Source organism: Pseudomonas sp. JUb42, from assembly GCF_024807945.1.
In the GTDB taxonomy this organism is placed as follows: domain Bacteria; phylum Pseudomonadota; class Gammaproteobacteria; order Pseudomonadales; family Pseudomonadaceae; genus Aquipseudomonas.
The window spans coordinates 115,806-141,646 of the sequence record NZ_JANUFD010000006.1 but is presented as its reverse complement, the minus strand read 5'-3'; the positions used below and the strand labels follow the sequence as shown (position 1 = coordinate 141,646).

At 54.2% G+C, this 25,841-nt stretch carries 18 protein-coding genes and 1 pseudogene; 16 read left to right on the top strand and 3 right to left on the bottom strand.

What is annotated here, in order from left to right:
• Positions 1-41 precede the first annotated feature (41 nt).
• From M2401_RS13680 to M2401_RS13670, 3 genes are all read left to right on the top strand, one after another.
• On the top strand, positions 42-344 hold the full coding sequence (locus tag M2401_RS13680; RefSeq protein WP_259103523.1) for a DUF1883 domain-containing protein: 303 nt from the start codon (positions 42-44) through the stop codon (positions 342-344).
• Between the two features lie 41 nt (positions 345-385).
• Entirely contained in the window at positions 386-877 is a 492-nt protein-coding gene (locus tag M2401_RS13675; RefSeq protein WP_259103521.1) for a DUF1543 domain-containing protein, read from the top strand.
• Positions 878-1,045: 168 nt separating this feature from the next.
• Positions 1,046-2,665 carry a methyl-accepting chemotaxis protein gene (locus M2401_RS13670; protein ID WP_259103515.1) on the top strand — a complete coding sequence of 540 codons (1,620 nt, stop codon included), beginning with the start codon at positions 1,046-1,048 and terminating at the stop codon, positions 2,663-2,665.
• Between the two features lie 14 nt (positions 2,666-2,679).
• On the opposite strand, the gene M2401_RS13665 is transcribed toward M2401_RS13670, so the two are convergent.
• On the bottom strand, positions 2,680-4,812 hold the full coding sequence (locus M2401_RS13665; protein WP_259103512.1) for an ATP-binding protein: 2,133 nt from the start codon (positions 4,810-4,812) through the stop codon (positions 2,680-2,682).
• Between the two features lie 272 nt (positions 4,813-5,084).
• On the opposite strand from M2401_RS13665, the gene M2401_RS13660 reads away from it, so the two are divergent.
• Both M2401_RS13660 and M2401_RS13655 read left to right on the top strand, forming a co-directional pair.
• Positions 5,085-5,333, top strand: coding sequence for a hypothetical protein (locus M2401_RS13660; protein WP_259103511.1), 249 nt, complete (start codon positions 5,085-5,087; stop codon positions 5,331-5,333).
• 37 nt (positions 5,334-5,370) lie between these two features.
• Positions 5,371-5,847 carry a hypothetical protein gene (locus M2401_RS13655; protein ID WP_259103508.1) on the top strand — a complete coding sequence of 159 codons (477 nt, stop codon included), beginning with the start codon at positions 5,371-5,373 and terminating at the stop codon, positions 5,845-5,847.
• A 79-nt stretch (positions 5,848-5,926) separates the two neighbouring features.
• Here the strand turns inward: M2401_RS13655 and M2401_RS13650 are convergent, their stop codons facing one another.
• On the bottom strand, positions 5,927-6,580 hold the full coding sequence (locus M2401_RS13650; protein ID WP_259103506.1) for a hypothetical protein: 654 nt from the start codon (positions 6,578-6,580) through the stop codon (positions 5,927-5,929).
• Between the two features lie 277 nt (positions 6,581-6,857).
• Here M2401_RS13650 and M2401_RS13645 point away from each other — a divergent pair, with 277 nt between their 5' ends.
• The 7 genes from M2401_RS13645 to M2401_RS13615 all read left to right on the top strand — a co-directional run bounded on the left by M2401_RS13645 (position 6,858) and on the right by M2401_RS13615 (position 16,579).
• Positions 6,858-8,150, top strand: a complete 1,293-nt coding sequence (locus M2401_RS13645) for a diguanylate cyclase domain-containing protein (RefSeq protein WP_259103964.1) — start codon at positions 6,858-6,860, stop codon at positions 8,148-8,150.
• 433 nt (positions 8,151-8,583) lie between these two features.
• Positions 8,584-9,210, top strand: coding sequence for a hypothetical protein (locus tag M2401_RS13640; protein WP_259103505.1), 627 nt, complete (start codon positions 8,584-8,586; stop codon positions 9,208-9,210).
• A 163-nt stretch (positions 9,211-9,373) separates the two neighbouring features.
• Positions 9,374-11,200, top strand: a complete 1,827-nt coding sequence (locus M2401_RS13635; protein ID WP_259103504.1) for a Mu transposase C-terminal domain-containing protein — start codon at positions 9,374-9,376, stop codon at positions 11,198-11,200.
• A 2-nt stretch (positions 11,201-11,202) separates the two neighbouring features.
• Entirely contained in the window at positions 11,203-12,066 is an 864-nt protein-coding gene (locus tag M2401_RS13630; protein ID WP_259103501.1) for a TniB family NTP-binding protein, read from the top strand.
• A gap of 6 nt (positions 12,067-12,072) precedes the next feature.
• On the top strand, positions 12,073-14,724 hold the full coding sequence (locus tag M2401_RS13625; RefSeq protein WP_259103499.1) for a TniQ family protein: 2,652 nt from the start codon (positions 12,073-12,075) through the stop codon (positions 14,722-14,724).
• Positions 14,725-15,714: 990 nt separating this feature from the next.
• Entirely contained in the window at positions 15,715-16,092 is a 378-nt protein-coding gene (locus tag M2401_RS13620) for a hypothetical protein (RefSeq protein ID WP_259103497.1), read from the top strand.
• Between the two features lie 103 nt (positions 16,093-16,195).
• On the top strand, positions 16,196-16,579 hold the full coding sequence (locus M2401_RS13615; protein ID WP_259103496.1) for a histone-like nucleoid-structuring protein, MvaT/MvaU family: 384 nt from the start codon (positions 16,196-16,198) through the stop codon (positions 16,577-16,579).
• A 537-nt stretch (positions 16,580-17,116) separates the two neighbouring features.
• Here M2401_RS13615 and M2401_RS13610 read toward each other — a convergent pair.
• A complete protein-coding gene (locus tag M2401_RS13610; protein ID WP_259103495.1) occupies positions 17,117-18,871 on the bottom strand; it encodes a hypothetical protein in 1,755 nt (584 codons plus the stop codon).
• 326 nt (positions 18,872-19,197) lie between these two features.
• Between M2401_RS13610 and M2401_RS13605 the strand changes: the two genes are divergently transcribed.
• The 4 genes and pseudogenes from M2401_RS13605 (at position 19,198) to M2401_RS13590 (ending at position 25,318) form a co-directional block, all read left to right on the top strand.
• Positions 19,198-21,336: a KAP family NTPase gene (locus M2401_RS13605; protein ID WP_259103494.1), complete on the top strand. Its 2,139-nt coding sequence runs from the start codon at positions 19,198-19,200 to the stop codon at positions 21,334-21,336.
• 194 nt (positions 21,337-21,530) lie between these two features.
• The gene (locus tag M2401_RS13600) at positions 21,531-22,292 is read left to right on the top strand and encodes a pentapeptide repeat-containing protein (RefSeq protein WP_192131612.1); all 762 of its coding nucleotides are present in this window, start codon (positions 21,531-21,533) and stop codon (positions 22,290-22,292) included.
• 287 nt (positions 22,293-22,579) lie between these two features.
• Positions 22,580-22,933: pseudogene (locus M2401_RS13595) on the top strand (transposase domain-containing protein); the annotation flags it as partial.
• A gap of 330 nt (positions 22,934-23,263) precedes the next feature.
• Complete coding sequence (locus tag M2401_RS13590) at positions 23,264-25,318, top strand: hypothetical protein (RefSeq protein ID WP_192131614.1); 2,055 nt, start codon at positions 23,264-23,266, stop codon at positions 25,316-25,318.
• Positions 25,319-25,841: the final 523 nt, after the last annotated feature.

Sequence of the window (25,841 nt, the reverse complement as noted above, 5' to 3'; positions counted from 1 at the left end):
TGATATCCTTGCCCGTCAGCGATATATAAGCCGAGACCTCCATGAAGTTCATTCACCAGCGAGAGCACCTGAACGAAGACGATATCGTCGTCATCGAGTGCTCGAACACCTGCAATATTCGACTCATGAACGACGCCAACTTTCGCAGCTTCAAGAATGGCGGACGTCATAGTTATCACGGCGGAGCGTTCGACAAGTTTCCGGCAAAAATCGTGGTGCCCAGCACCGGGTTCTGGAACATCACCATCGATACCGTCACGCAACGACCGATCAGCGTGACACGCAAGCCCAACCTCAAGCACTCGATCAAGATCGTGCGCCGCTCCAACAGCCGGCTTCAATAGTTGTACCGTATTTACGCGTAACACCTGGCCAAGGGAATACCATGCTTTTTGTTGTGATGCTGGGCGGCAAACATCCCAAGGCTGCGATTGAAGTTCATGATGTCGCCTTCGTTGTTGCCACAAGTCTGGAGGCAGCCTATCCGCAACTGCGCCAGAGCTGGTTCGGCAAGCCTGCGGGGCTGCATATCGACGCCTGGATGGCCGTCGATGGAGTGGAGAACTTCAAGGTGGAAATCAGCCTGCTGGCTCCCCGGCCAGGGTCGCCGCGTTTGTATTTCATCAATCTGGGCGGCTATGACCCTCAGGCCTTTGGCGAAGCGCATCACTATCTTCTGGTCGTGGCGAAAGACAAGAACGAAGCCAAATCCAAAGGCAAGCAGCGGATGCTTGCGCAATGGAGCAAGCCTCATACCGATGCGGTGATGGATATTGATGACTGCCTGCCGATCGACCTGGTAGACGGTCGTTATATCCATCTGGTCGAAGGCGAGCACAGCGGTGTGGTTCAGCGCAACGACTACATCGTTATCTGATTCCCGCTCGCCAGACGCTGTAACTGCCACCACAGCGTCTACTCCCGCCAACCAGTCGGCTGCCGCCAGGCACATCGAAGAAAATCCGCCTACGCTGCTTAAAGATTTGGATTACGCGTCGATAGTTCTTTTACAGGTCTACCTTTTCCATGGAAGTCAGGAGCCCGTATGCGCCTTAGAAATCTCAACGTAGCCCCACGTGCAGCGCTGTTCTTTACGCTGATCATTGCCCTGGTTTTTGTGCTTGGCGTCGTTGCGGTAGTGCAGATGCGCCATCTGCGCGAAGCGGAAAAGGAGGTCGAAACCAACTGGATGCCCAGCGTGCGGCAAACCGCACTGATGAACGCCGGGGTGATGCGACTCAGGCTTGAAGTCCAGCGGGCCATCGCCGGACGCGAGGACATGCAAAAGACCATCGAGACCTTCCCGGGCTTTCGCAAGGCATTCTCGGATGCCGTGGCTAACTATGAGCCCTTCATCACAAGCGATCAGGAACGCACGCTTTATCAGGCGGTCAAGACCTCGGCCGAGGCCTATTCCAGTCAGCTGGATCTGCTTGGGCCGCTCATGAAGAGCGGGGATCTGGCCGCGATAGGTAACCTGAACGTCAACGGTATCCGGCCCATAACGTCGAAGATGGAAGGGCAGATCAAAGAGCTGACCGACGCCAATAACCTGGGCGCGGCGGCAGCAGGCGACAACGCCGCCAGTCTTTATTCCCAGGGACTCTGGCTGGTTGTCGGCCTGATTGCCGGGGTCGTGCTGCTGACCATCGGCCTGGCAATCATGCTGACCAGAAGCATCACGTCGCCCATTGGCGATGCCTTGTCCGTTGCCGAGCGCATTGCCGGTAGCGATCTGTCCCGAGAGGTTCTGGTAAGCGGAACCGATGAAGCGGGGCGGCTGCTCAAGGCGCTTGCCCAAATGCAAGAGAACCTGCGCGCCACCATCCTGGAAATATCCGAATCTTCCACTCAACTGGCTTCGGCGGCAGAAGAAATGACCGCAGTCACAGAAGAGTCCAGCCGCGGTCTGGTGGCGCAGAACGATGAAGTCAATCAGGCCGCTACGGCGGTCACCGAGATGAGCGCTGCGGTGGACGAAGTCGCCCGTAACGCCGAATCGGCCTCTGAAGAGTCAAAACGCACCCATGGATTCACTGAAGTCGGCCTGGATCGTGTGGCCCAGACCTTGAAGTCGATTCAAAAGCTGAGCGGCAACGTGGAAAACACCAGCGACCAGATTCAAGGCCTGTCGAACCGGGCACAGAGCATCAATAAGGTGGTCGAGGTCATTCGCGCCATCGCCGAACAGACCAATCTCCTGGCGCTCAACGCAGCCATTGAAGCCGCACGCGCCGGTGAGCAGGGGCGAGGCTTTGCCGTGGTTGCGGACGAGGTGAGGGCGCTGGCCCACCGCACCCAGCAGTCGACGCAAGAAATCGAGCAGATGATCACGGCCATTCAGGGCGAGTCAGAACAGGCCGTGCAATCGATGAATACCAGCAAGGAACTGGCGACCGAATCCCTCGATGTCGCGCAGCAAGCCAGCAGCTCGCTGGATCAGATTGCCATGGGCATCAGCCAGATCAACGAACGCAATATCCTCATCGCCGCCGCGTCCGAAGAGCAGGCCCATGTGGCCCATGAGGTCGACCGCAACCTGATCAGCATTCGCGAACTGGCGGCGCAGAGTTCAGCGGGGGCGAGCCAGACCGCCGTGGCTTGCAGCGAGATGTCGAAGCTGGCGGTCAATCTCAATCAGTTGGTAAGCCGGTTTGTGGTGTGAGGGCTGCTTGACTCCTAAAGGAGTTCACTCCTGACGGAAGGCTCATCAAGCTTGATCAGCTTGCCAATCGCCTCATGCAGCCGTTCGAGTTCGAAAGGCTTGCGCAGGACAACGGCGTTGAAGATAGAGTCCAGGGCCAGGGTATCCGAGAAGCCGCTGACAAAGATGATCGGCAACTCGCGCTGGATCGTTCGGGCTTTTCTGGCGAGGTCGGCTCCGTTCATGCCCGGCATCAGGAAATCCATGACGGCGATGGCGCAGCTATGGGATTCCAGGATGGTTAATGCGGCAGCGGCATTGGCGGCTTCATAAACCGTATGCCCATGCGACTTGAGTGATTCGGTTATTACGCTGCGGACATTATCGTCATCGTCGACGACCAGGATAGCTTGCCCCGGCAGGGGAACCGCCATCGCACTGCCGGGTTGCGGTTCATCTGCGCCCACGGGTTGGGCCGCGCCAGCCTCTGCTTTTGGCATGGACAGTACGACCGTAGTGCCTCTGCCGACCGCACTGATAATGCGCAGATCTCCACCGCTCTGGCGACAAAGACCATAAGCCTGCGCCAACCCCAGGCCGCTGCCTTTACCATGTTCTTTCGTCGTAAAAAACGGCTCACCGGCCTTTCCAGCGACTTCCGGAGTCATTCCGATACCGGTATCAGTGACCACCACCTCCACCGTCGATTCGACCTGCGAGACGTTGCCGACACTGATGGAAAATTTCCCACCGTCTGGCATGGCATCCCGTGCATTCAATGCAAGGTTGACGATGGCCAATTCAAATTGCAGGGGATCTGTCTGTATCCAGATCTCCTCATCAGCCAGCGTGATTTCTACATCAATCCGGGGGCCGAGGGCATTGCCGAGCAGTTCCTTTGACGCCTTGATGATTTCATTGAGCCCAACCGCTCTTACATCAAGGCGCTGGGTTCTGGAAAAGGCGAGTAATTGGGCCGTCAGCCTGATCCCTTTTTCCGTTGCCTGAGCCGCTCTGGACAGATTTTTGAGCGCTGGAGAATCGGCTGGCAGTTTACGCTGGACAAACTCAAGGTTGCCGGACACGGCCATCAACAGATTATTGAAGTCATGCGCTATCCCGCCCGTTAGTTGGCCGATGGCTTCAAGGCGCTGGGCACGGTACATCGCATCTTCAGCGTTTCTGCGCTGCTGGGTTTCATTTTGCAGAGCCTGGCGCTTTTCATGTAATTCAAGTTCTAACGCTGCCCGAATATCGCCTTCCAGACGTTGGTTGATACGCTGTTCGTCGTCCAGCCGAGCAAGTATGACGCCGTCCCTGATGATTAGCGCGACCAATGGAAGAAACATCAGAACGACCACCAGGGCGATCGCGGTCGCGGCCCCTATGAGTTGGGTATTGACCGCATAGATCAGCAACCAGCCGGTGACCGGCAACATCGCGGTCAGTGTCAGTTGCCGTCGGGTGACTGAACCGGGTCTTCTGGCCGAAACGACTATTGCCATCCAGCCCCTGGACTGTGTCAGTAATGTAGCCCCGGCCAGGCAAAGCAGGGCGAGGGCCGTATGCAGGGCCATGGTGTTGAAGGGATAGAGTGAGTAAAGATCTTTGACGCCGTAGACATAACCCAGGGTTCCCAGCCCGGCAATAACCAGCGTAGCGGCCGCCAGCCATTCACTGATGTTGTGCTTGCCGATTGCACGCATCGTCTGTGACAACGCCAGTAACGTCAGGCATGTCGCCGTGGCGATCGAGGTGAGGCCAACAGGCGCTGAGCGCTGGGGGAACAACAGGGCGGCGGTCGATGGGCTGACCACGTCCCGGCCGATGAGCACATGACTCATCAGGACCACAGTGGTAATGGTGAAGGTTACAACCAGGCAGCTCCACATCAGCCATTTTGATTTATGCACCAGCAGATTGGCTGAAGCCACGCAGATCAAGCCGATCGCAGTAAGAGGCGACATTCCCTGAAGCCCTGCGCCCAAACGTATGAGGCCGGAAACGTCCAGTAAATAGCCCATCAATGCCAAAAGGCCCACCACAATCGCCGCACTGCACAGCCATATCGAAGCTATTTCAAATCGTCTGAGCAAAGCCTGGTCAGGCATACCATGGCCAGGCTTCTGGGCCAAAAACGCTGCAGTTTTTACGTCGGCTGGAGGCATAAATCTCTCTTGAAATTGAACTTCCTCGGGTACAAGTCCTGGGAGGCAGGAGCCACTTGTCCGCTACAACCCTGCATGTTTTGGCCTTCCTTACAGGCAGGTTTACCGACCGAAAGTCGACATTGGTGGAGAGACTAGACCATGTAGACGAAACGCAACGAGTCTTTCGGTCCACGACTAAAGGGGGGGTTAATAACGGCGCCGCCTGAGCGATAGTGAACTGTGGCGCCTCAACGTGGCCTTAACTTCACAAGCCAGGCAGGAGCCCCCTGATGAACAACGATCAATTCAACCAGTACGACGCTGAACGCTTCAAGCAACGAGTGGCGCAGGAACTGGGCATCACGCTCGAAGAGCTGAAGACCTGGATGATCAACGATATCGAACGGGTCACCGAAGGTGGCAGTGAAGTCGGTCACATGGTGGTGTTCCGGGAATCGACGCCCGTTGAAGTCCTCGATAAATTACGCAATCGACAAAGTCAGTTCACCGCCATGACCGGGGTGATAACCCACGACTGAACCGGCTCCATCATCAAAGCATAAGGATTCCCCGCTTATGATTGGCAAGTTCGCGCTCGCCCTTGGCGCAGCACTGATATGTTCTTCCACTGTACTACTGGCTGCCGATCCCGCCGGGCCGACCGTCATCCAGGACAAGGGCGCTTATAAAAAGCTGCTGGGACAGCACAAAATGACCCTGCAATGGATTAGCTGGGACAAGGACAAAGCCGGTCTGGGCACGGTGGAGGAGCGCAACGGCACGCTCTACCTTAGCGGTCAGCAAACGTCCAACGAGACGAGTGACAAGCTGATGGTCGATGGCATCATCACCTCGGTCAGCGCCAAGACTTTCACCTTCAAGGGCCGCATCGTCACCCAGGTTTCCTATCTCGCCGGGGGCAAGGCCTGTGTCCGCGACGGCGAATACACCTTTAAGATCACCGGCGCACGCAAGTTCTGGCGCATGCAGGAAATGGACAACCCTTGCGATCCGCCGTCGGTGGATTATGTGGATTTGCGCTTTGATCAATGACCGCATTAAGCCCGCAAAACATATGAGGGGGAGGGCGGGTCTGCCGCTCTCCCGGTCCTGAGGTGTTTAATTGCCGGTTTCAACTGTCCGCAACCAGTATGCGCTCCAGCTTGATCATCCCGGTTTCCCTATGATCGGTGTAGTAGGGCACTTCGATTTTTAACAGATCAAACTCTCCATCATCTTTCATGGGGATTTTGAATTTCGACACCCCTTTATGCGCCTGTATGTCCACATTATCTCTGTATGGGTCGCGCAGATCCGCTTGATACTCAATCGTCAGCACCAAATGATGCCCGCCCTGGGTTAAAAAACCTCCGGTGCTGTGGGAGGAGGTGAACTCGGTCTCAAACTGCACGCCCAGTGTTGACCAGGTCTGGAAGATATACATTTCTCCGTCATTCGAATCCTGCAGATCTTGCCCATTGCGATTGCGGCGCTGAACAGTCGCCTTCCAACGACCATTGATATTGGGCAGTGAGATTCCAAGCACAATACGCACCAGGTTATTTTTCCAGAGATCGAGTTCAACCCGCCTGACCATGAACAAATAAACCACCACGGCCGCCGGAGCCGTCAAGGCTATCGAGGCTCCCCAGTACGTGGTAATCCAGGCAAATATCGAGGCGATGGTGCCTACGATCACGCTGGCTCCGGCCGCCAGTTTGTAAAGCGCCTGGGTGCGTTCTGTGGAGTTGAGCAAATCATTAACGGAATAGGTATGCAGCGACATGGGGCGTTCCTCATTATCGTCTTGCGCCGTTGGCGCTTGGGAATTGCTAGACGACAGGAGTCAACGGTCATACGCGATGGGATTGGCTCGCTTAGCAGCATCAGAAGCGTAGTCAGGCAAACTGATTTCGTACAGAGCGCGCAACCGGCTTAAGGTCACCTCGAAAAGGCGACGCCCAGCGTATCCAGTACTATGCTATTGCGGCATTGGCTCGCATCTGTCCAGCGACTGGCCCGATGGCAAGTGGGTTTTATGAACATGGAGGTGCGCATTGCAAGTGCAAGAAGAAGTATTGGAAATTCTTGTAGTAGACGATCAGGAAGAAAACCTGGAGGAAATGCAGGAGTTACTTGAGGAACTCGGCAGAACCGTTCGCTGTGTGAGCTCCGGTACTCAAGCACTGGAAGTCATGGCCACCGGGAAAATTGGCCTGGCGCTGCTGGATGTTCAGATGCCGGGCATGGACGGTTTTGAAGTCGCCCGGCGAATGCGTGCTGATCCCAATAGCCGGTTTACCCCGATCATCTTTGTCTCGGGCATGCGCCAGACCGAGGCTGTGCTGAATCAAGGCTATTCAGCCGGCGCGGTAGACTTCATGACCAAACCGGTGAATCCGACCATGCTGCTGCATAAGGCACGGATTCTACTGGAGCATGATCATTACCGGCGCAGTCTGCTGCGCACCAGTGAGCAACTGGAGCGCGAGCGCTCATTCAACGCCTCGATTCTGGACAATACCGCCGAAGGTATTCTGGTTGTGGACAGCGACGGTCTGATCCGTTTCGCCAACCCGGCCATCACGCGCATGCTCGGTTGCGCCGGCGATGAACTACAGGGCACAGAGTTACAGGCGTGGATCGAAACACCTCATGAAGAGAGCTGGCAGACCTCGCTGTGGCTGGATCACTTGCAGCGCGGCGAAAATCTTCGTCTACACGACGCCAATCTGCGCAGTCGCGATGGGCAGATCATCCCGGTTGCCTTGTCATGCTCGCCGTTGCCGGACGGGCAGCAGGCCATGACGGTCCTGGCGCTGGATATGTCAGCGGTGCGAGAGCTGCACCGCAAGCTTGAAGTCATGACCATCACTGATCCGCTTACCGGGCTGCTCAATCGCCGCGGATTCATGCAGGCATTGGAGGCCGCCATTTCGCGTAATCAACGCACAGGGCGCCTGGGAGCATTGTTATTCCTCGATCTGGATGGCTTCAAACAGATCAACGACAAGTTTGGCCATGACCGTGGCGACGAGGCTTTGCGCTGGGTAAGTGTTCAGTTACATGCGTGTTTACGACCGTATGACCGATTGGCGAGGATTGGCGGGGACGAATTCACAGTCATCATTGAAGGCGTTGACAGCCGCGAGGACGTTGCTGCAGTCGCCGAGAAACTGGTCAAGCAAGTCGCAGCGGACCAAGACAGCTTCCTGTTGGGCGCAAGCATAGGCATTGCCTGTCTGCCTGAAAGCGGGAGCAGCGTCGAAGAGATCATGCGTGCTGCAGACTCCGCGATGTATGAAGCCAAGCATCGAGGCAAGGGACAGTATCGTTTTCATAAGCCAGGCGCTTAGGCGGGTTGAGCTGTTGCCAGGGATAGGGCATGTGGAATCGGGTTAATCAGCTGGGGCTATGTGTGTGACCAGCCCTTAAAAACCGCCCCCCCCTGAACGCCCCATTTTCCGCCTCCATCCCCCCTCCGAACAAAAAACACGAAAAAAAACCGCGTGTTTTCGTAATTTCATTTCCATACCAAGCAAAAATTTTCAGACCCAACCCTTTGAAATTCATGAGCTAGTTAATTTCACGAATTTATTCTGGTTTGACGCCAAAAATTTAGATGCTAGACCTCAAACATGGCTATGTAATTTGAGGCAGTTATGGCGTAAAGCCATTAATGGTTGGATGTACATAGCCTTGATCAGGAAGTTTGCTTAAACCGGATAGTGATGAATGCCGTACCTAGGCAACTTCTTCTACCTAACAGCGAAACTGATGAGGCTTATCATGGCTAATGAACATCAACCGAAGCTGAGAATCGTGAAAACCGGAGGCCCTAAAGTTCTGAGCCTCAGCATGAGGACTGCGGGTAACCAGTATTTTCCAGGCCTCCCGGCTTCATGCCAACTGCTTCCCAAACTCAGATTCCTAAGAGTGGCCGACCAGCTCCTGCTCTGCGTAAACAACTCAGGTGAATCAGAGTTCAAACCGGTCTCGATGACTGCGTACTCAGCCAAGCCGGTACTCACGCCTGTGTCAGTAGAGACACTCGCGCAAACTGACGAGGTGGAGCTTGGTAAGCCGTGGCCGCACAAAGTCCAGATGGACATGAAGTCCTTGGACGCCAGGTCGCTGCGCGGAATCATGGAACTTGCCCAAGATCCTCTGGAGTTCTCTCCCGACACGGAGGAGGTAGTGGAACGCGCGTTCCAGGCCTCACTTAAGCAAAGCATTGGCAAGCGGGCCTTTTGGGAGCTTGTCAGGTCAGAGTGCCAGGCAATCGGCATCAAAGCACCGTCATATCAGTTGGTGGCACGGCGGTTAGATTGCCTGTTCTCGCGTGAGGTGCTGCGGTATCACCCATTGACCCGCCAAGGTCATGTGAGTCACTCGGAGGGCTTTCCATCGGAATAGCCCAATACCACAAATCCCTGGCAGCGCAACATACTTTTGCATTGTCAGGGAATTATCGACCAGCACGCCGCTCCACTCGCAGCACGATATCAGCACGTCACAGCGCGCCGATATCGCAACTCTTGCGCACTGAGAGCGACGACGGGTCAATTGGAGGTGTGCCATGGGCACATATACCAACCCAGATGGCAGTAAACAACTTGTAAGCTTCGAAGGGCAACTTTGGGTCGTTGAAGATATCGACACACCCACTCGCAAGTTGCACCTTAAAAATCTTCGCAATGACACCTTGAGGCTAGTGAATCCGGCGCTAGTGGAATCGGTCGAGCATGACACGATAGTCAGGGCCGCTGAGGCCACGATTGCAGAGAAATCTGCGAAGCGTGCATTGATACTCGGAGAGGACTTCACCCCAGAACAGAAAGAGAAGGCGCGCCATCGCTTCGAGATTATCGAAAAGCAGTTTGCCGGTACGCTGTCGGCCGAGGCGGCTGCGAAGGAGTGCGGTCTGAGTTTGCAGCGCTACTACGAAATACGTCTGTTGTTCAATGCCGAGATTGGCCCAATCAGTCTTTTAGGCAAAAAGCGGGGCCGCAAAAAAGGCACCAAGACGATAGCCCCAGAAGTTGAGCAAATCATAGCGGATCAGGTATGGCTCTACCGGGGGCATGGCGCTTCATACCGTACGGTATGGAAGGGAGTGCAGGCGGTTTGCGCTGAACTGAAGATCAAGGACGTGCCGTCGTATGAGACGGTATGTGATCGGATGAATAACCTTCCGGAGCATGGCAAGGACGTCCAGGTGCATGGCAAAAACCACGCCGATGACGTCTTTAAACTCCGGGACGGGTTTCGGGAACTCAGCCGGCCTCTTGAGCAGGTGCAGATCGATCACACCGTGGCCGACGTATTCCTTGCCAGCCGTTATGATCGCGAACACCCGGTGGGGCGGCCATGGATCACGATTGCCATCTGTGCCAAGACGAAGGTGATCCTCGGCTTCTATGTCAGCTTGCGTTACCCCAGCCTGTGCAGCGTTGCTCACACATTGAAGCATGCCGTATTGAGCAAAGACGCATTCATGAAGAGCTTGGGGCTGGAGGATCACGATTACGAGTTCCACGGTGTCTTCAACGAGCTGCTGACTGATAATGCGAGGGAGTTTCGGTCAGCAAATCTCGTAGCTGCCTGCGCCCTAGAAGGCATCAAGCTGCGTCACCGCTCGCAAAAACAAGACGGCGGTATCTGTGAGCGTGCGCTCGGCACGCTAAACATCGGGTACGTTCAGATGTTACCTGGAGGAACGGCGTCCAGGACTCGCAAGGATCGAGACTACAACCCGGAGAAGCACAAAGTCCTGACGTTGGAGGATTTCATCCAATACTTCACGCTGGCGGTGTGTGAATACCACGACACCGCAGGCGAGGACGGTAAGACCCCTCGGGATCGTTGGCTTGAAGCACTGCGCGATGAAAACGGCCGGCCTGTTGTTCCTCGCAACGTCCACGATGTGAAAAACTTCATCATTGAGGTCATGCCTGAAAAGCGCCCCGTGATGAGCAAGACCGGACTCAAGGTCAACGGCTTCCGCTACTCCAATAACCTGCTGCGTCACATGATCGGCAAACCTATTCGGGTCAAATACGATCCGGCGAACTTGTCGAGTATCCTGGCAAGGTTTGAAGGCCAGTGGATCGAAGTTCCTTGCTGCGAGAAGACCACTGGTACGCTGACGGCCAAGGCGATCCTACAGAAGTATCTGAAGCGGGCAGGCAAGCTGGGCGAACGTGCGGTGAAAGCATTCTTGGCACGCTCTGAACAGCTGAGGCAAGCCATTCTGGCTGACATTCCTGCACTGCGGAAGCAGCGCGAAATCAACGAGGCTGACAAGAACGGTGCGCTCCTGATTCATCACGAGCGGTCAAAGAAAAAGCGTAAGGATGCCACCCGCAACTTCTCGGTTCCCGTTGAACCATTTGAGGGGGAGTAACCATGGACTTATCGCACCTCGCTCCTAAGGTTCAACAGGTGGCAATGCTTGATGCATCGGAGCGCATCCAGCTATGCGATAGCCCGGTGTGGATCAAAACCAATACCAGCCAGACTTTTATCTCCGACATCGAGCGGATGGTCAAGGCGACCCGCATGGGCAGCCGAACCTGCATGGCGCTGATTGGAATCAGCGGGATCGGTAAAACGAAGATGATTGAGCAGGTTGAGGCACGGCTCAACGCGCCTGACTCCACCCAAATTCTCAATATCGATCTGTCTGAGTATGGCCGCTTCATTGACCTTCAGCAGATCTTCTTGAGCCGTTTAGGGTTTACGGAATCAGTCAAATCGCTTTGCACTGCAAGCGGTATCAATCGCATCGCAGAAAGGATCAAGCAAATGCACCTTGCGGTTTGCATTCTTGATGAAGGCAATGCGTTGGCTGGCGTGAAAAACATGCTCCTGCAACCCAATTACACATACCTGCGCGCGATGGCCAATCGTGACTTTGGCATTAGCTTGGTCGTGGCTGGGACTGACGAGCTCAAGGCCTACTTGGGGATGGATCCCCAATTGCGCTCTCGGTTCGGGGTGTGGGAGGTACCCGAATGGAGCGCCGAAGGAGAAGACTTTTCTCGCTTTCTCAAGGCATTTGTTCGATTCATTCCACTGCGCAAGCCGTCCATACTAGACACTCCGGAAATCCAGGAAATGCTCATCGTCAATTGCCAGGCGAGTACCCGGGATATTGTCCGGGCACTGATCAGTGCCGCCAAGCTGGCAATCGAACTGGAGCACGAATGTATCGACGAAGAGCTGCTGGACAGCTGTTTGGAAGCTCGACTGCCCTGTTTCCTTGAGTAAATCAACATGGGCCGACGCTGGATTATCAGCTCTGCAAACCAAGCGCCGCTCGACCGCGTTCTCGCGCTAATCAATCAGAACGGAGATAGGGCACAGGGCAGGTTGTTCATTGTTCGAGGCGAGGCGGGGGCGGGTACCAGTGCCTTCGCCTCACGTCTCCGAGCGCTGCTCGACAGCAGGCAGGCGCGCACGCTTTATGTCCCGAGAATGCCATTCAATTCCGACTTTGTTTTTTCTTCCCACGTCCTGAAATCCTTGGGCTTGCCTCCTTCAGCCGCACTCACTTCGGGCCGACGCGTTGAGCGCCACTATAAAGCGGCCATGCAGCTTAGGCGTTACGAGGCTGTCATTTGCGAGGATGCTCATGACTTTTTTCATAAACACCAGCCCAAAGTTCAAGGGATTTTCGATTCGATCCAGGCTCTGACGCAACCGCCTTACAGTCATTGTGTAGTGCTTTGCGGCCTGCATGACCCGCTGACGGCTGTGGGCCATAAAGCCACGGCTATGGGTATAGAAGTGACGTTTTTCGACCTTGAGGCAATGAGCTGCGATCGCTCATATCTTACCTTCGTCCGAGACGTGATCGCCGCAAATCAAGGACACCGTTTTCCTCCATATCTTCCAGAAGCTAATGCTACGGTATCGGCACGCACGTCTCCCAAAACCGTCAACAACCCTGAAACCCCCGAAATCCCCGAAACGCCGGAAACGCCGGAAACCCACGAGAGACTCGTTGCTTCCGAAAGCGCACCTCTAGCCGCCGACACCAAGCTGAACGAACTCCCGATCCTTTCTTCCAGCGAGTCGGCGCTTGCTGCGGAGCAGGCTGTACTCGGTGCGGCGTCCTTTATGGCACTCAAACAATCACCTCTGACGGCGCAGGGCATCAATGTTCAGATGTTGCACGAACATACCAAGGGGCTGATCGGGAACACCGTGTCAGTGCTCAAAGGGCTTCTGGTGGCTGTTGAAATAGCAGAGCAAGCCACTGCTGGAGATAAGGTTCGTCGGGACGTTGGAATGGAAACTGCCTTAACTGAGGCGGTGATCGGGGGGAATGGCTCACCGTTGAAAGTCGATATTTCGGCCCTTCCAACGATGGATGACCATGATGGCGAGGGGACGCCCTATCCGACCGCAACCTCTGGCGGGCTGCAACTGCTACTGCCCATTGGCCCTCCAGTGGTGCACCAGATGGAGATTCAGCTAGAGCTTGCGCTTGATATGCCACTAAACGTGCACACGGGGCCCAAGGCATCGATTATCGCGAAGGGCGAGATGAACTCAGCCATGCAGCAAAGCTTCACGAGGTCAATCAGGCCGCTGGAGCCCGCGAAGTCGATCGTCACGCCATCGGTGGGCGATACTTCGGGATCTCCCGAGACACACGCCTGGGAAGCCGCCGCGATTCGGACTAGCACGATGTCGGCCGCATGCAACAAGACGACCCAGGGCTCTATCCACAAAAAGCGGAAGCTTTTTCAGAATCTTCTGGCACCTATTTACGACGAGACATTAGGGTCGTGGCTCGATCGAAACGCGAACACCGGTCAAGCTTCCATGATCCACCAAGGGTTTCTAGATTGGTGTATGGGACTGCTGCGGTTGGAAAATGAATCTTCAAAGCTGTCAGCTGGGGAGGGCGCCTACGAGGCTCCTTGGGCGAGGCCATCAGCACTCGATGAACAAGATGGCCAGACGCGACCTTGGGATCCTAACGCGCTTCTCGGGACTTCACGATCACGAACAATGGGCATGACCATCAAAGAGTTGGAGTACGACGATCTGTATCGATCTGAGTCGTTCCTGAACGTCTTCCCCAGACCTTTGGCTGTTCACCTGGCTGAGCGCTTTACGCTGCCGGCCAATGCAACGGCGCAGCATGATAATCGCCGCTATTGTGCTCAGTGCCTGGCAGACGACGTCATGGGGATGAAAGCCCCAGCGCTAAGGCGGTCATGGCGTGACCGTGGCGCGGCGGTCTGCACGGAACATCGGCAACCTGTTCTTCTTCAACAGCTGGAAAAAGGGCATTTGAGCAAGCCAGCCGGTGCTTGGCAGGCCTATATACAGCAGACGTTGAACGGGCATTTTGATCATGGGGTTGGGTTAGTGTCTCGGCACAGCTCCGGTTACCAATCGGCTTCGAATGAGACCAGGGTTTGCCGAGCAGTGCGACGTATCCAAGACTGGGTAGCGAACTCACCCGCGACACCTTCTGTGCAGCATCCGTCGAAATATTGCTTGTACTTCATACTCGGATTTTTCCTGTATCAGCCCAACCTCGTTAGTGATGGCGGCGTCGCTCGGTGGTTTTTCAAAGGAATGAGGGGAGATAAGCTAGACACTCCTAGGTACTGCAAGCCTACCGTGAGTCAGATGGTCAAAAATATCGAGACGGCGGCGCCGCGCTCACTCGCAGTCGGGTATTTATTGCTCGGAACGGCCTTCAATCTTTTGGCAGAGAGCGAGATGGACTTGCTTCGTCGAGAGTTACATTTTACTGAGGCCCTGTTTCCAAAGAATCGCGACGAGCTCAAACTGATGGCTCTATGTTTCCAGCGCTATCATCTAACTGCTGTCTGGGGAAGCGCTGTAGCAAGTTTGCCTGCGGGAGATCTATTGCATCTGGAATGGCTGTTTAATAAGAGTTGATGGGCACCGTTATCCGAGATCGAAGTTAACGTATAAATCACGCTTAACTCCAGCTCTCCAGCCCACTCAAAGTCAAAGGCCAAATCCGAAATCTAAATTCCACGGCAACGTGCTACAGGTCAGGTGCCGTGAAGGGCTTATAGATAACCTGATAAGAATGCATTTCATTGCAGGCAGGTTTTATAGATCCAGGATCTTTGAAATTGCCAGGTATTGAAAAAGCACGCACTCTGGGCACATTACCCAGTAGGGAGTCGCAATTGGATAGGTTACCTATAAAGGCTTAATAATGAATTTATGGTTGAACGCAACCCTGTCCATTAGTGTGTTTCGATGCGTGGAGTGATGGTCTGTGTAGGTCGCCGTGAGGATGCCCACGCCCATCGGATCGGGTAGGGCTTGCCTCGAGTCGAATGATCGTGATATCCGGCGGTCGGACGACGACATCGGCACAAGCGGCTGCATTGAGGCGGCGAGGTGTTGAGCACTGACAATATACGCAAAAATCGAGATTTCTCGACCGCCTCAAGATACCCAGTATAGAGCGGTTGCACGCGCGCCGTTCGCCTTTCTTACGTGGTCAAAACGATGGGCGCGAGGTGTCTAAATCTTAAATCCGCATTTGCACGATTTTGCCATAAATTGACAACATGCGAGCTTGGCATAGGCTTCAAGCTAATAGTGGCACCATTTTCGGCGTCCGTATGCAACATGTGAGATTGTTGCAGTAGAGGAGTTAATGTCCCTATCTCTCTGATTTTTATGAGCGATTTTAGTGTTTCCTCAGATTGCTTGGCGCCAAGGGGCTCATGATCAGGCCAGAATTCGCCATGTAGTGGGGGCAATACCTAGACAGAGTGGCAGGTTTGCGATGCAACTTACTGATTTTGCAGACCTTATTGCTTCAAAGTGGACAAAAGCCGTGAACGTCTTTAAGCAAGCTGGGCATTGCGCTACACTCAAATCAGGCCAAAAACATGGTGAGCAATCATGAGTCGACCACATCCGTTCGTGAAATACTTGCAGCTGCAGAGTCTGCTGGCCCGTGTCGCGGATGAGATGCGCAAGCTCGAGACTAGCGATGTCAACTACCGTCTTGATCGGGAGTTTAGCGGCAAGCTCGACGACTTGATCCAGCGATATGGCTATACAGATGATGAAGTGGTACGGATTCTAAAGCTTATTCACGAACATGAAGCTCATGGTCACAAAGGTATTTTGCGACTCTTCAATCGTATACAACCCGAGGACAAACTTGATCTGAGGTCGTCAGATGTCGGTGTTGAGCGCAACTCGCCAAAGACTCCACATGATCGTAGGCCGTCGGAGGTTGTGCAGGCCGACAGAGTTAAAGATGAGGTGGCCTGAGCGATGTTAAGCATGATGGTAAACCAGATTTGAGCACTGGCTGGGTAAGTTAATTGTCAACACAGCGCGCATCTCAATGCTGATTACGGCAAGGGGGGAACCAATGACAGCTATACTGGATTACATATCCCACATTGAGCAGATCGAAAAACTCGAAAATAGCTCAGACCTCGAGAAAGACATGCGTTTTTATCAGGAGCTCGTGGCTCTTAAAGCTCAATACAACTACACTGCCGCCGATGTTCTGCGGTTGTTAAAACCGGCTACATCAGTTGCCGCACCGTCTCTTGTAGATGAGTTGTTTGAAGTTCTGTTATCAGAAGATAAGTTGGCTTCAGTCGCGAATTCCACTGCTAAGACGCTAAGGCGCTACCGCAACCCCCATACAGGTGAGGTTGTAGAAACCCGGGGATCGAATCATAGTCGGTTGAAGGAATGGAAGAGAGAGTACGGGGCTGACGCTTTGGCTGCTTGGAGGGAGCTTTGAGGTACTGGAGGTACGAGTAGCTGCTCAATTTAGCCGGGCTAATGTCGCGGGCTCGCTATTGAATGTTATCCGGCGATGTCGAGTCGAGACATCACCTGAAGGTAGGGACATATCATCACCAGCGCTCGTTATCTCCAGACGGCGCTTTCATGCCAATCTTGGACGCCCTGCATGCCCACGAGTGACGCTATGTCACGCCGATATGCCTAGTAAAGCGATCTACCGCCTGCAGTAAAGTTGGCCAGGAATGCTGAGTACAAGCAAGCTGATTTCAATGCTCAGCCTCAGACTTGATCCAACAACCCCTTTACACCTAAGTCGCCCCTGCGGCACATACCCCATATCGAACACCGAATACGAGCCGTTGGTGCAGCCTGCTTTACGGTATGGCGCCTCAATCAACATCAGGTGAATGAGTTGATCGAGGGCGGCCATGCGACGAGCGCTATGCGGAACGACGGCTTTTCCGATGCTCCGGGCTTGTGAGACTAAGACCGTCGTACCAAGCATCACTGAGTCATGACGACGCATCTAAAATTATTGTTGAGGAATCCCGTTCTCCGTTGGGGCCTCTTGAGCATCTTCCCTTGGGACATCGACCGCATTCGGAAGCAGGATCTTGCGCCAGCTCAAGGCTTCGTCCCCCATAAATGTATGCTCGGCGGCCAGTAGTCCTGCATGACCAGGATAGTTGTTGACGGCGAAAGCGAGTAGAGCCCTGCTTTGCTCGATATCGCCCACGCTGCGGTAGCGCTCGGCGAGGGTGAGACTGATAGCCGCTTCGAAAAGCCTAGGTACTTGTAAGCCGCTGGGCTTTGATCGCTTTTTGAAAAAGTCGTCGTGGCCTTCGCGGTGCACTTGCAGATCCCACAGTTCTGCAGGATCGATGGCATAGCACAGCAGCACAAGGGCTTCGGCTGACAACGTGTCTAAATACTGTTGTAGCGCTTCATGCACTGTGTCGCAGTTGGGCGATCGACACTCTTCAGGAACGCTGATGTTGAACAAAATGTGAAGGACTGCCATAGCGTGGCGATCACGCTTGGGTGCCTGCGCAACGGTGCGTTCGATATCGGCGAGCACTGGGCGCAGATCAGTCATTTGAGCATCTGCACTATGAGTTTCCACAGCTGCCAATTGCTGAAGGAAGCCTTCCAGACGTCTAGGCGCCTCCTTGGGAGAGCTTAAAGGATGTCCTACCCAATACTGCGGTGCCAACTGCATCACCACGACGCCCGATCGTTCCAAGCTGTAATCATAGATCTCCTGTTCCAGCTTAGGGCCTCGATGGACGAAGGATCTGATTACATGACGAGTCAGGCGGGCAAGCCCTTGGAAGGTAAGTGTCGGCTGCCGGTTGACATAGCTCACCTCGGAGTGGCCATGAGGAAGAGTCAGCTCGTGCGGAAGCGCCTGGATCTGATGGACGTACTTTGACCGCAAGGTGTAAGCCTGCCGCAAGGCTTCAACCAGCTCGCATTGAGCAATGGGATGACCAACCAGAGCGTCACCCGTTCGGTAGTAGCTCTCGTCGACATGACTCAGCACGAACTCTCGATATCGGCGCCCGAGCGAAAGGTGCTCCGAGGCCAAAATTGCGCCCCTGACAGCTTGTGCGGCGACGGGATCTGCCGATTCAAGTGCCGCATCAATGGCGTCCCGTTTTCGCTCGTCAACATCGTTCCATGCCGAACTGTAGCCATCGAATTCTTGTGCTAGCGATTCTATAGCGGAGACTATCAAGGTGTAGGCAAGCCCCAGATCGTCTCGAATGCGATGGACGCCTGACACGTACGTCTTGATTGCCCGCATCGCGCCAAGATACAGACGACGCTCAAGGCCAACCAGTTGTTCACAAAAATCGACTAGCTCCTGAGCATCTGATTGGTGGACGTAGAGCTCAGAGTCGAAGCAACGTCGAAGGAACTGCGAAGGAGGGTGATAGGAGCTCAACCCCGGCGATCCGTTGGTCATTTGAGCCGTCAGTTCATGATCGGGCGTTACGATCGCATTGAGCGCAAAAGAGGCCACGGCTGAAAAGTCCTGCATGTAGGACTGGACGGTGTGGGACACCAAGATTCCCGGAGCATCCTCGCCCTGTTCAATATGCTCTTCCAGTTCATAGACCAAAGCCTGGCTGCCTGTCCTACCGTCGGTACTGCGCAGCGTGCCGACTTTCGTGACTATGTCATCGCGCCAAGGCAGCTTCAAATTTGTGTAGAGCACGCCCCTAAGCTGGTTGGTTCTTCCAATCCCTGTTGCATACAGCTTACCGGTATTGATCTGCAGCACGAACAGCTCCTGATAACCATAGGGGTCGCCGGCCCCAACAGGCCATCATGATACCTGACGGCAAGCCGTGGGCATCAAAGGTCACAAGATGCCGCCTCGTATTCGTTGTCAGAAGGCTCGAAAGACGCTGCTTAACCCGAGGCCCACCGCTGGCGCTTCGTCCAGCCGCTCGCGCCACGTGCCTCAGTGATCTCCAAGTGCAGTATTAGCTGGCAACTCATAATTCGATCCGGCCATGAAAATCACTTGGCATAGCGGGGTGAATCAGAGAACGTAGGTTCTTTTGTGCTGCGGCATCGTGTATGCGAGGGCTGGGAGAGAGACACATGACAGGGGTTGATGAGGCAGTTTGTCCAAACGAGTCCACGCAGCGCAGTCTTGACGCTGATCGCGCTGTCATTGCTCCTGATGACGATGCCTTTGGGTACTATCCATTCGCTAAAGCTCTCACCGATGCAATTCGCAAGACCCCGAGCCCCACCGGCGTAGTAATGGCTCTAAACGGCCCTTGGGGCAGCGGAAAGTCCAGTCTCATGAATCTCATCAAGTTCAACTTGGCTGAGCAGAATGATCATAAGACCCTGGTCGTGGAGTTCAACCCGTGGTGGTTCAACGGGCGGGATCAATTGGCTGGTCAGCTTCTTACTCAGTTTCACAAAGCGCTCAGCGGAGAAAGCGGAGCATTGCGGGATGCGGGAGACGCGCTGGCGAAATACGCGGGCATGCTCTCCAAGGCAGTTGCCTACTCGACTAGCATTCCTTGGCTAGACAAGGTACTCACGCCGCTTCTGAAACTCCTCGGGCGCAAGCCGGTAGATGTCCCTAAAACTAAAGCAAAGATCAGCGGTGCCTTAGCAAAGGCGAATCGTCGCGTTCTCATCCTGGTTGACGATATCGACCGACTGACACCGTCAGAGATGATGGAGGTCTTTAAAGTGGTTAAGGCGTTGGGTGACTTCCCCAATGTCATCTATCTGCTTTCCTTCGACCGGGACGTTGTCGCTGAGGCCATTGGCAAGGCAGTGAGTGCGGACGGGCAGGCGTATCTGGAAAAAATCGTCCAGGCATCTTTCGATCTGCCCACCATCTCCCAGGCGCAGCTCAATGCACACTTTTCCCAAGAGCTCGATAAATTACTCAGTGCTATGGCGGTGCCCGCTGTTGCCCCTCGCTACTTCGAGAATGTTTTCTTTGACGGCCTCGAGCAGTATCTGCAAAAGCCGCGTGACATCGTGCGAATCCTCAACATCCTGCGCGTTACGTTTCCCGCTGTGGTCGGCGAAGTGAACTGGGTCGATTTCGTCGCTCTAGAATTCCTGCGTCTGTTCGAGCCAATCGCTTATCAGAAGATTCGACAACACCCCGGAATGTTCACTGGTGCACCTGGCATGAGTGAGGATCTGAGACCGGTATCCGCTTTTCATGAGGCATGGTTGGGAGAGGTCTGTGAGTTCAGGCGCTCAGGTGTGCGTGCCTTAATGTGCCGGATGTTTCCCAAAATTGACGCCGCATTCAACCGCCAGTACTACGGGGGTTACGATGGCTTTCGGTACATGAACCTTAGCTGCGCGGAGTTTCATCCGGTGTACTTCAGCTTCGGCGTCCCCGATACGATCCTCAGCCGAGCGCAAGCCGATGAGTTGATTGCGCTTGCACCTGACGTCGGGCGATTCGCTGATGCATGGCTGGATCTAAAAAAAATCCGACGCCAGGACGGGCATTCCAAAGCAAGGGAGCTCCTAGATTTCATCGCCAGGCTGCCCAGCGACACTGCCCATGAGCGTGCCGGTGAGCTGCTGTCCGCAATCCTCAGTGTCCCTGAAAGCTTGCTCACTGAAGCAGACGAAGCTGGCTCATTTTCGATGCCAAACAGTTGGCGGATCACAGGCACGCTTCAGCACCTACTAGGTATCATCCCGCCAGCCTTACGAGCAGAGGCTTTGCATTCAGCGGTAATTCAGGCAAGAGAAATCCCGGCTGCAAGCCATCTACTTAGAAGGCTTCGAACCGATTTGCCTCACGCAGTGGAGATGGAGGGGCTAGACGTCGCTGCGGTACAGCACTTGCAACAGCGCTTGGCGACGCAGGTGATGCAGATGAGCCTGCAGGACTTGCTCGATTTTGATGATCAGCAATTGCTGATCCACATATTGGTGGAGGTGATGGGGGAGCAGCATCTACGAGATCGATACCAGCCGATTCTCAGCGATCCGCCTCTGCTTCTGCGTTTTCTGGAGGGATCTGTTTCCACAGGTTCTTTAGAAGTGCAGGGTGACAGGGTATCTAGACGGGTGCTTAATGTTCCCTCGGCAGCGTTAGACCGTATCACTGGTCGTGATCATGCACGGACACTCGTCGAAGCGCTACGCACTCAGCCCGGGATGTCTCCAAGTCAGACTCAAGTGATCGAAGCATATCTTCGGCTCGATTTTTTGGGTGCTGACGATGCTACCGCTATCGACTAATGTCGTCGCCGGGCAGTGGTATGCGTAGGATTGACTTTTGAAGGGTTTTTTCGGAGGATCCACGACGGGCCATCCTGGCGGCCTTCAGTCCTAGATCCTGTGAAGCAATCGCGCCAGCGCTGTGTGCAAGACCCTCACCCTTTCCTTTTTCAGGTGGTGGAGACTAGGACGCCATTACCTGATGAGGGATTGTCATGAAGTTTCTCGAATCTCAGCTTCACCAGCACATTCGATATATCGCTAAGCAGCGCTCCTCTCATCCAATACGGCCGGTGAGTTCTGCTGCGCTTTCGTTGCTCAAACGGCAGACTGCCGGTGAACTCAAGTTGAATCACTGGCTTCAAATCACGGCCCGAGAAATGGGGATCGACTATAACGATGTCTCGAAGGAGGGCAGGGCATGCGCGGCTTACTATGAAAGAAATTGTTCAAATGGCAGCTGGAAGCAGCCCGTCAGGCTTCTCTATACGCCTGAGCTTTTCCATGCCCAACTGAACGTTTTGATCGAGGCTGCGGACAAATGCCAGTCGATCGGCTTTGTAGCCCGCAAGCGAGGGGTTTCTTTCGAACAGTTTCACTTCAGCCAAGAACTGCATAACCATCTTTACACTGTAGTGGAATTTGAAAGTCTCAGCTTTGCAGGCCTGCACGCGCCCAACAGTGTCTTCAATTCCGTGTGGGCAGAGCTGACCACGGATTTCATTGGAGCAAATCTGGAGAATTGCCGGTTTATGCACATGGACGGTATGTACGCAACTTGGCCAGGCATCCATGTGTATGAAGGCGTCTTCACAAGGGCAAATCTCGCTGGGGCCGACATGCGCCGCTCTTACTTGCGTGGCTCAGATTTCTTTTCCTCAAGGCTTGAAGGCGCTGACCTGCGGCAGGCCAATCTTAGTGATTGCGGGCTGTCTGGTTCTTTCGGAAAATTTCTCACATCTGAACCTATAAGCTGATGTTTGCGGCGGGCATTAGCGCATCTCTCTAAGCGGGCTGCCCCTTCATTGAATCGATCTGAACATGGTCAATGCAGAATGTAGTCATGCGGTAAGCGTCTGCCGAACACGCTTCAGAATCCCCAGATCAAGGGTGATGGTATCCACCTAAAATACGTGGGCACCATCGCCCTTGATTCGAGGAACACCCTGCGGCAGCGCACCACCTATCCCAAACCCTTCAAGGCCCAGGTTGTCCAGGAATGCCTGAGCTAATGTGTCGATTGCCAGCGTGGCCCTGCGGCACGGCATTAACGCCAACGTCATCCTTATGTGGCTGTCGACTTACCGCGACAAGGCGGTTGGGCGACATCGTGTATTCGAACTTGGATGATGGTGCGGTGCCCATCGACCATAACCCGGTCGAAAATACGATCAGGCCATGGGAGCCTAGCCGTTCCAACTGGCTCTTCGCTGGATCGCTGCGCAGCCGTAAACGGGCAGCGGCGATCATGAGCATGATCCAGTCGGCACGCATGAATGGGCATAATCCGTACGCGTATCTCAAGGATGTGCTGCTGCGGTTGCCGACGTAGAAGGGCAGCGAGATCGAGGCGTTGCCGCCGCATAGTGGATGGCTGACTGACCCGTGTAAGATGTAATCCCCGTGCGCTTACAGTAACGTGATCGTGACGACTGTTTGCAGCAACGCTGGGATGCAAAGGGTCGCAGATATGAGCATGCGCAGGGAAACGACTGAGTTGGGGCTGTGCTCCAGTTCTCCACACGGGGTACTCTCTGCAGGACATTTAGCGAGCATAAAGTTAAGTCGCGCATGCTGCTTCACAAGACACGCCGGAAAAGTGATTCCAGCCCAAGGGCTATACGCCACTGCACGTACCCGTTGTGTAAATTTATCGGAAACACCAAATGGCACGGGCTTTTACAGTGGTTGCGGCGTGCCCAGAATGATAGGAAGTTAAGGAAGACTCATGAGTGCCGAACAACACAATCCTCGTAAACAATTCAAAGATGCGCTAGACAAGCTTGATCTCAAAAGAGCGACTGAAGCGCTGCAAAACCTCGATTCAGATGACGTTACAGCAGGCTTCGCTAGCAAGATGGCACAGCCAGGTGGCTTCCAGATGCGGGCGGATCGCAAGAAGCGAAATCAGTTCTATTCCTCGCTTCTGAACGACACTTCCATGGATCGGCACCCTGAAGCACAATCGTATGCTCAAGACCTGAACGAAAAAATACAGATCATCGAGCAGTGCTTCGACCAGATACGTGCGAATCTACCTCTCTGTGAGATCTCCAGTTATCCGGCGGATATCCAGTTCTGGAGCCACATCGAACGCGCAGCTGGGGAGCTTAAAGAGCTGAAGGCTCTGAGCAAAAAAGCGATGGTAGCGTTGGAGGCCAAGGCCCGAGCCGAACGGCGATTTCTTATGCCCGAAGCGCTAATGGTCAAGACGCCAGAGGGTATAGAGGTAAATATTGATGCGGCCTACTCAAACGCTGCCACTACACTCAGCTTGACCCTGAAAATGATGGCCTTTGAGCACAAACTGTTGCTCAATGGCAAGCTCGCTGCCCCGACGAAAGTGCAGACCACCGATGAGCATCGGTATAAAGCGGGAAGCATCCAGCTTTTTGCGGTGTCATGGAACGCATTGGAGGATATCGGCAATAGGACACTTTTCTTCGGGGGACAAATCGGTGATATGAAAACCTTGGGCATCCCGCGTACCAAGCTGGATGAGGCCATTTATAAAAAGTTTCCAGACCCCATTTTCTTTCACCGCGCGCCTTCCGAAGATGAGGTGTATGATTTCCTGGCAAATCGGCGCCAGCATGCCTGGGCTGTCCAGAACTCTAATAGCCTTCTGCAAGGTAAAACCCTGCGAAAGGCTGTCATGGCCAAGGGGGCGAAAGTACCCGATCTTTCGGGGGCACCTTTCGTATCCGAGGATGAGGGCGTCACTCTAACGACGCTGTCGGAGATACTGTCGTTCGATGTTTTCTCTGACCAAGATCGCCATCATGGCCTTACTTTGCGTGAGTGGGTACGTGGCTACTGCGCGTTGAAACTCATGGCCAAAGCCAAGGAAAAAACGTCGGCTTCCGGCCTAGTCACCTTTGATAAAGCAGAGCTGGAACAAGGTCTGGTTGATTACCGGATTCCCCAATCAGTCGTTGCCACTTTGATTGACCACCTGACCTTCGGCACTGACAGCCGTGACCTGTATGACTCACCACTGATCCGATCGCAGGATGACCAATACTCTCTTCTGGCCGAAATCCTTGTCAGCTGCAATGTGCCCAACGTCCTGTTCTCTAGGCTGGGCTCCCTTGAAACTCAAGTCGACAAGAAAGGCAAAGGCTTTGAGGACAAGGTTGTGTCGTTCCTCGGGGATCTCGGCTACCCATGCAAACCCGCTAAATTCAACATCGACGGTGCTCAGTATGAGTACGATGCGCTGTTTATAATGGATGACACATTGTTTTTGGTTGAGTGCAAAAACAATCTGTTGTCCGGGAATCATGCAGTCCCGGCCCTGCGATACAGCAAATTCATCACCGACACCGTCAAGCAGGTTAAGCGTTTGGAGCAAGGTTTGCGAGCCCGTCCAGAGGTTATAGAGTCGCTGTTCGGCAAAAAACTTGAAGACTTAACTTTGGTTCCGATGATTTTGAACTCGCTCCCCTACTCTAGGGAGCCGATTGACGGTGTTCATATTTCCGATTACTCGGCGCTCAGCAAGTTCTTGACCGAAAGTACCATCTCCGAATCTCATAAAAAAAATGGCAAGAAAAAGATCAGGAAGGTCATTCATCGACTGTGGTCAGGCGAGCGTCCCACCGCTCAAGAGCTGCTCGACTATCTGGCTTTTCCACCTCAACTGAAGTTCATCGTCGATCACTTGAATTATCAACTTTTCCCAAGGCCAATGTCCGAGAGTACGATTTTTTTCTCTCGCGTATTGGAAGTAGATGAAACTGCAATGCAGCAAGCTAAACAAGACGCGCCACACGTCAAGTGAAAGAGTGGCTGATGCTAGCACGCTCTGGCTTCCCCATTATCTGGCTCAAGAATCGTCTCACCCCAGCCACGTCCCCCCCCCGAAGGCCGGCTTTCGAAATGCGACATGATCGGAGGCGGGGAGTGAAAAGCCTCTAGGCGTCCGGAGCACCAAAGCCTTGTATGCGCCTGGAGAACGCACCTACCGAACTGCAGCATTAAGGGCGATCGCGTCCGCTTATATTCTAGCGGACGCGATCACTCTTATCGCCAGGGTTCACATGCGCCAACGAAGCTCTTACCGAAGCCCTTCAAAGCCCCATGCCGTGCAGGAATGCCTGCAACCGGGTACGTTAATTTCAAGTGTCGCCATCAGCCATGACATCAACACCAATTATTCGCAAGTGGCTGCCGATCTACCGCAACAACCCTGTCGCGGCACTTCCGGCGTTCGTACCACTGCAACCCACGCCCAAGGTACGGTTAACGGCGCGTCGAATAGTCTCTCGCCCCCAGTATTTGGCAGATGTCCGGGGGTACAAACC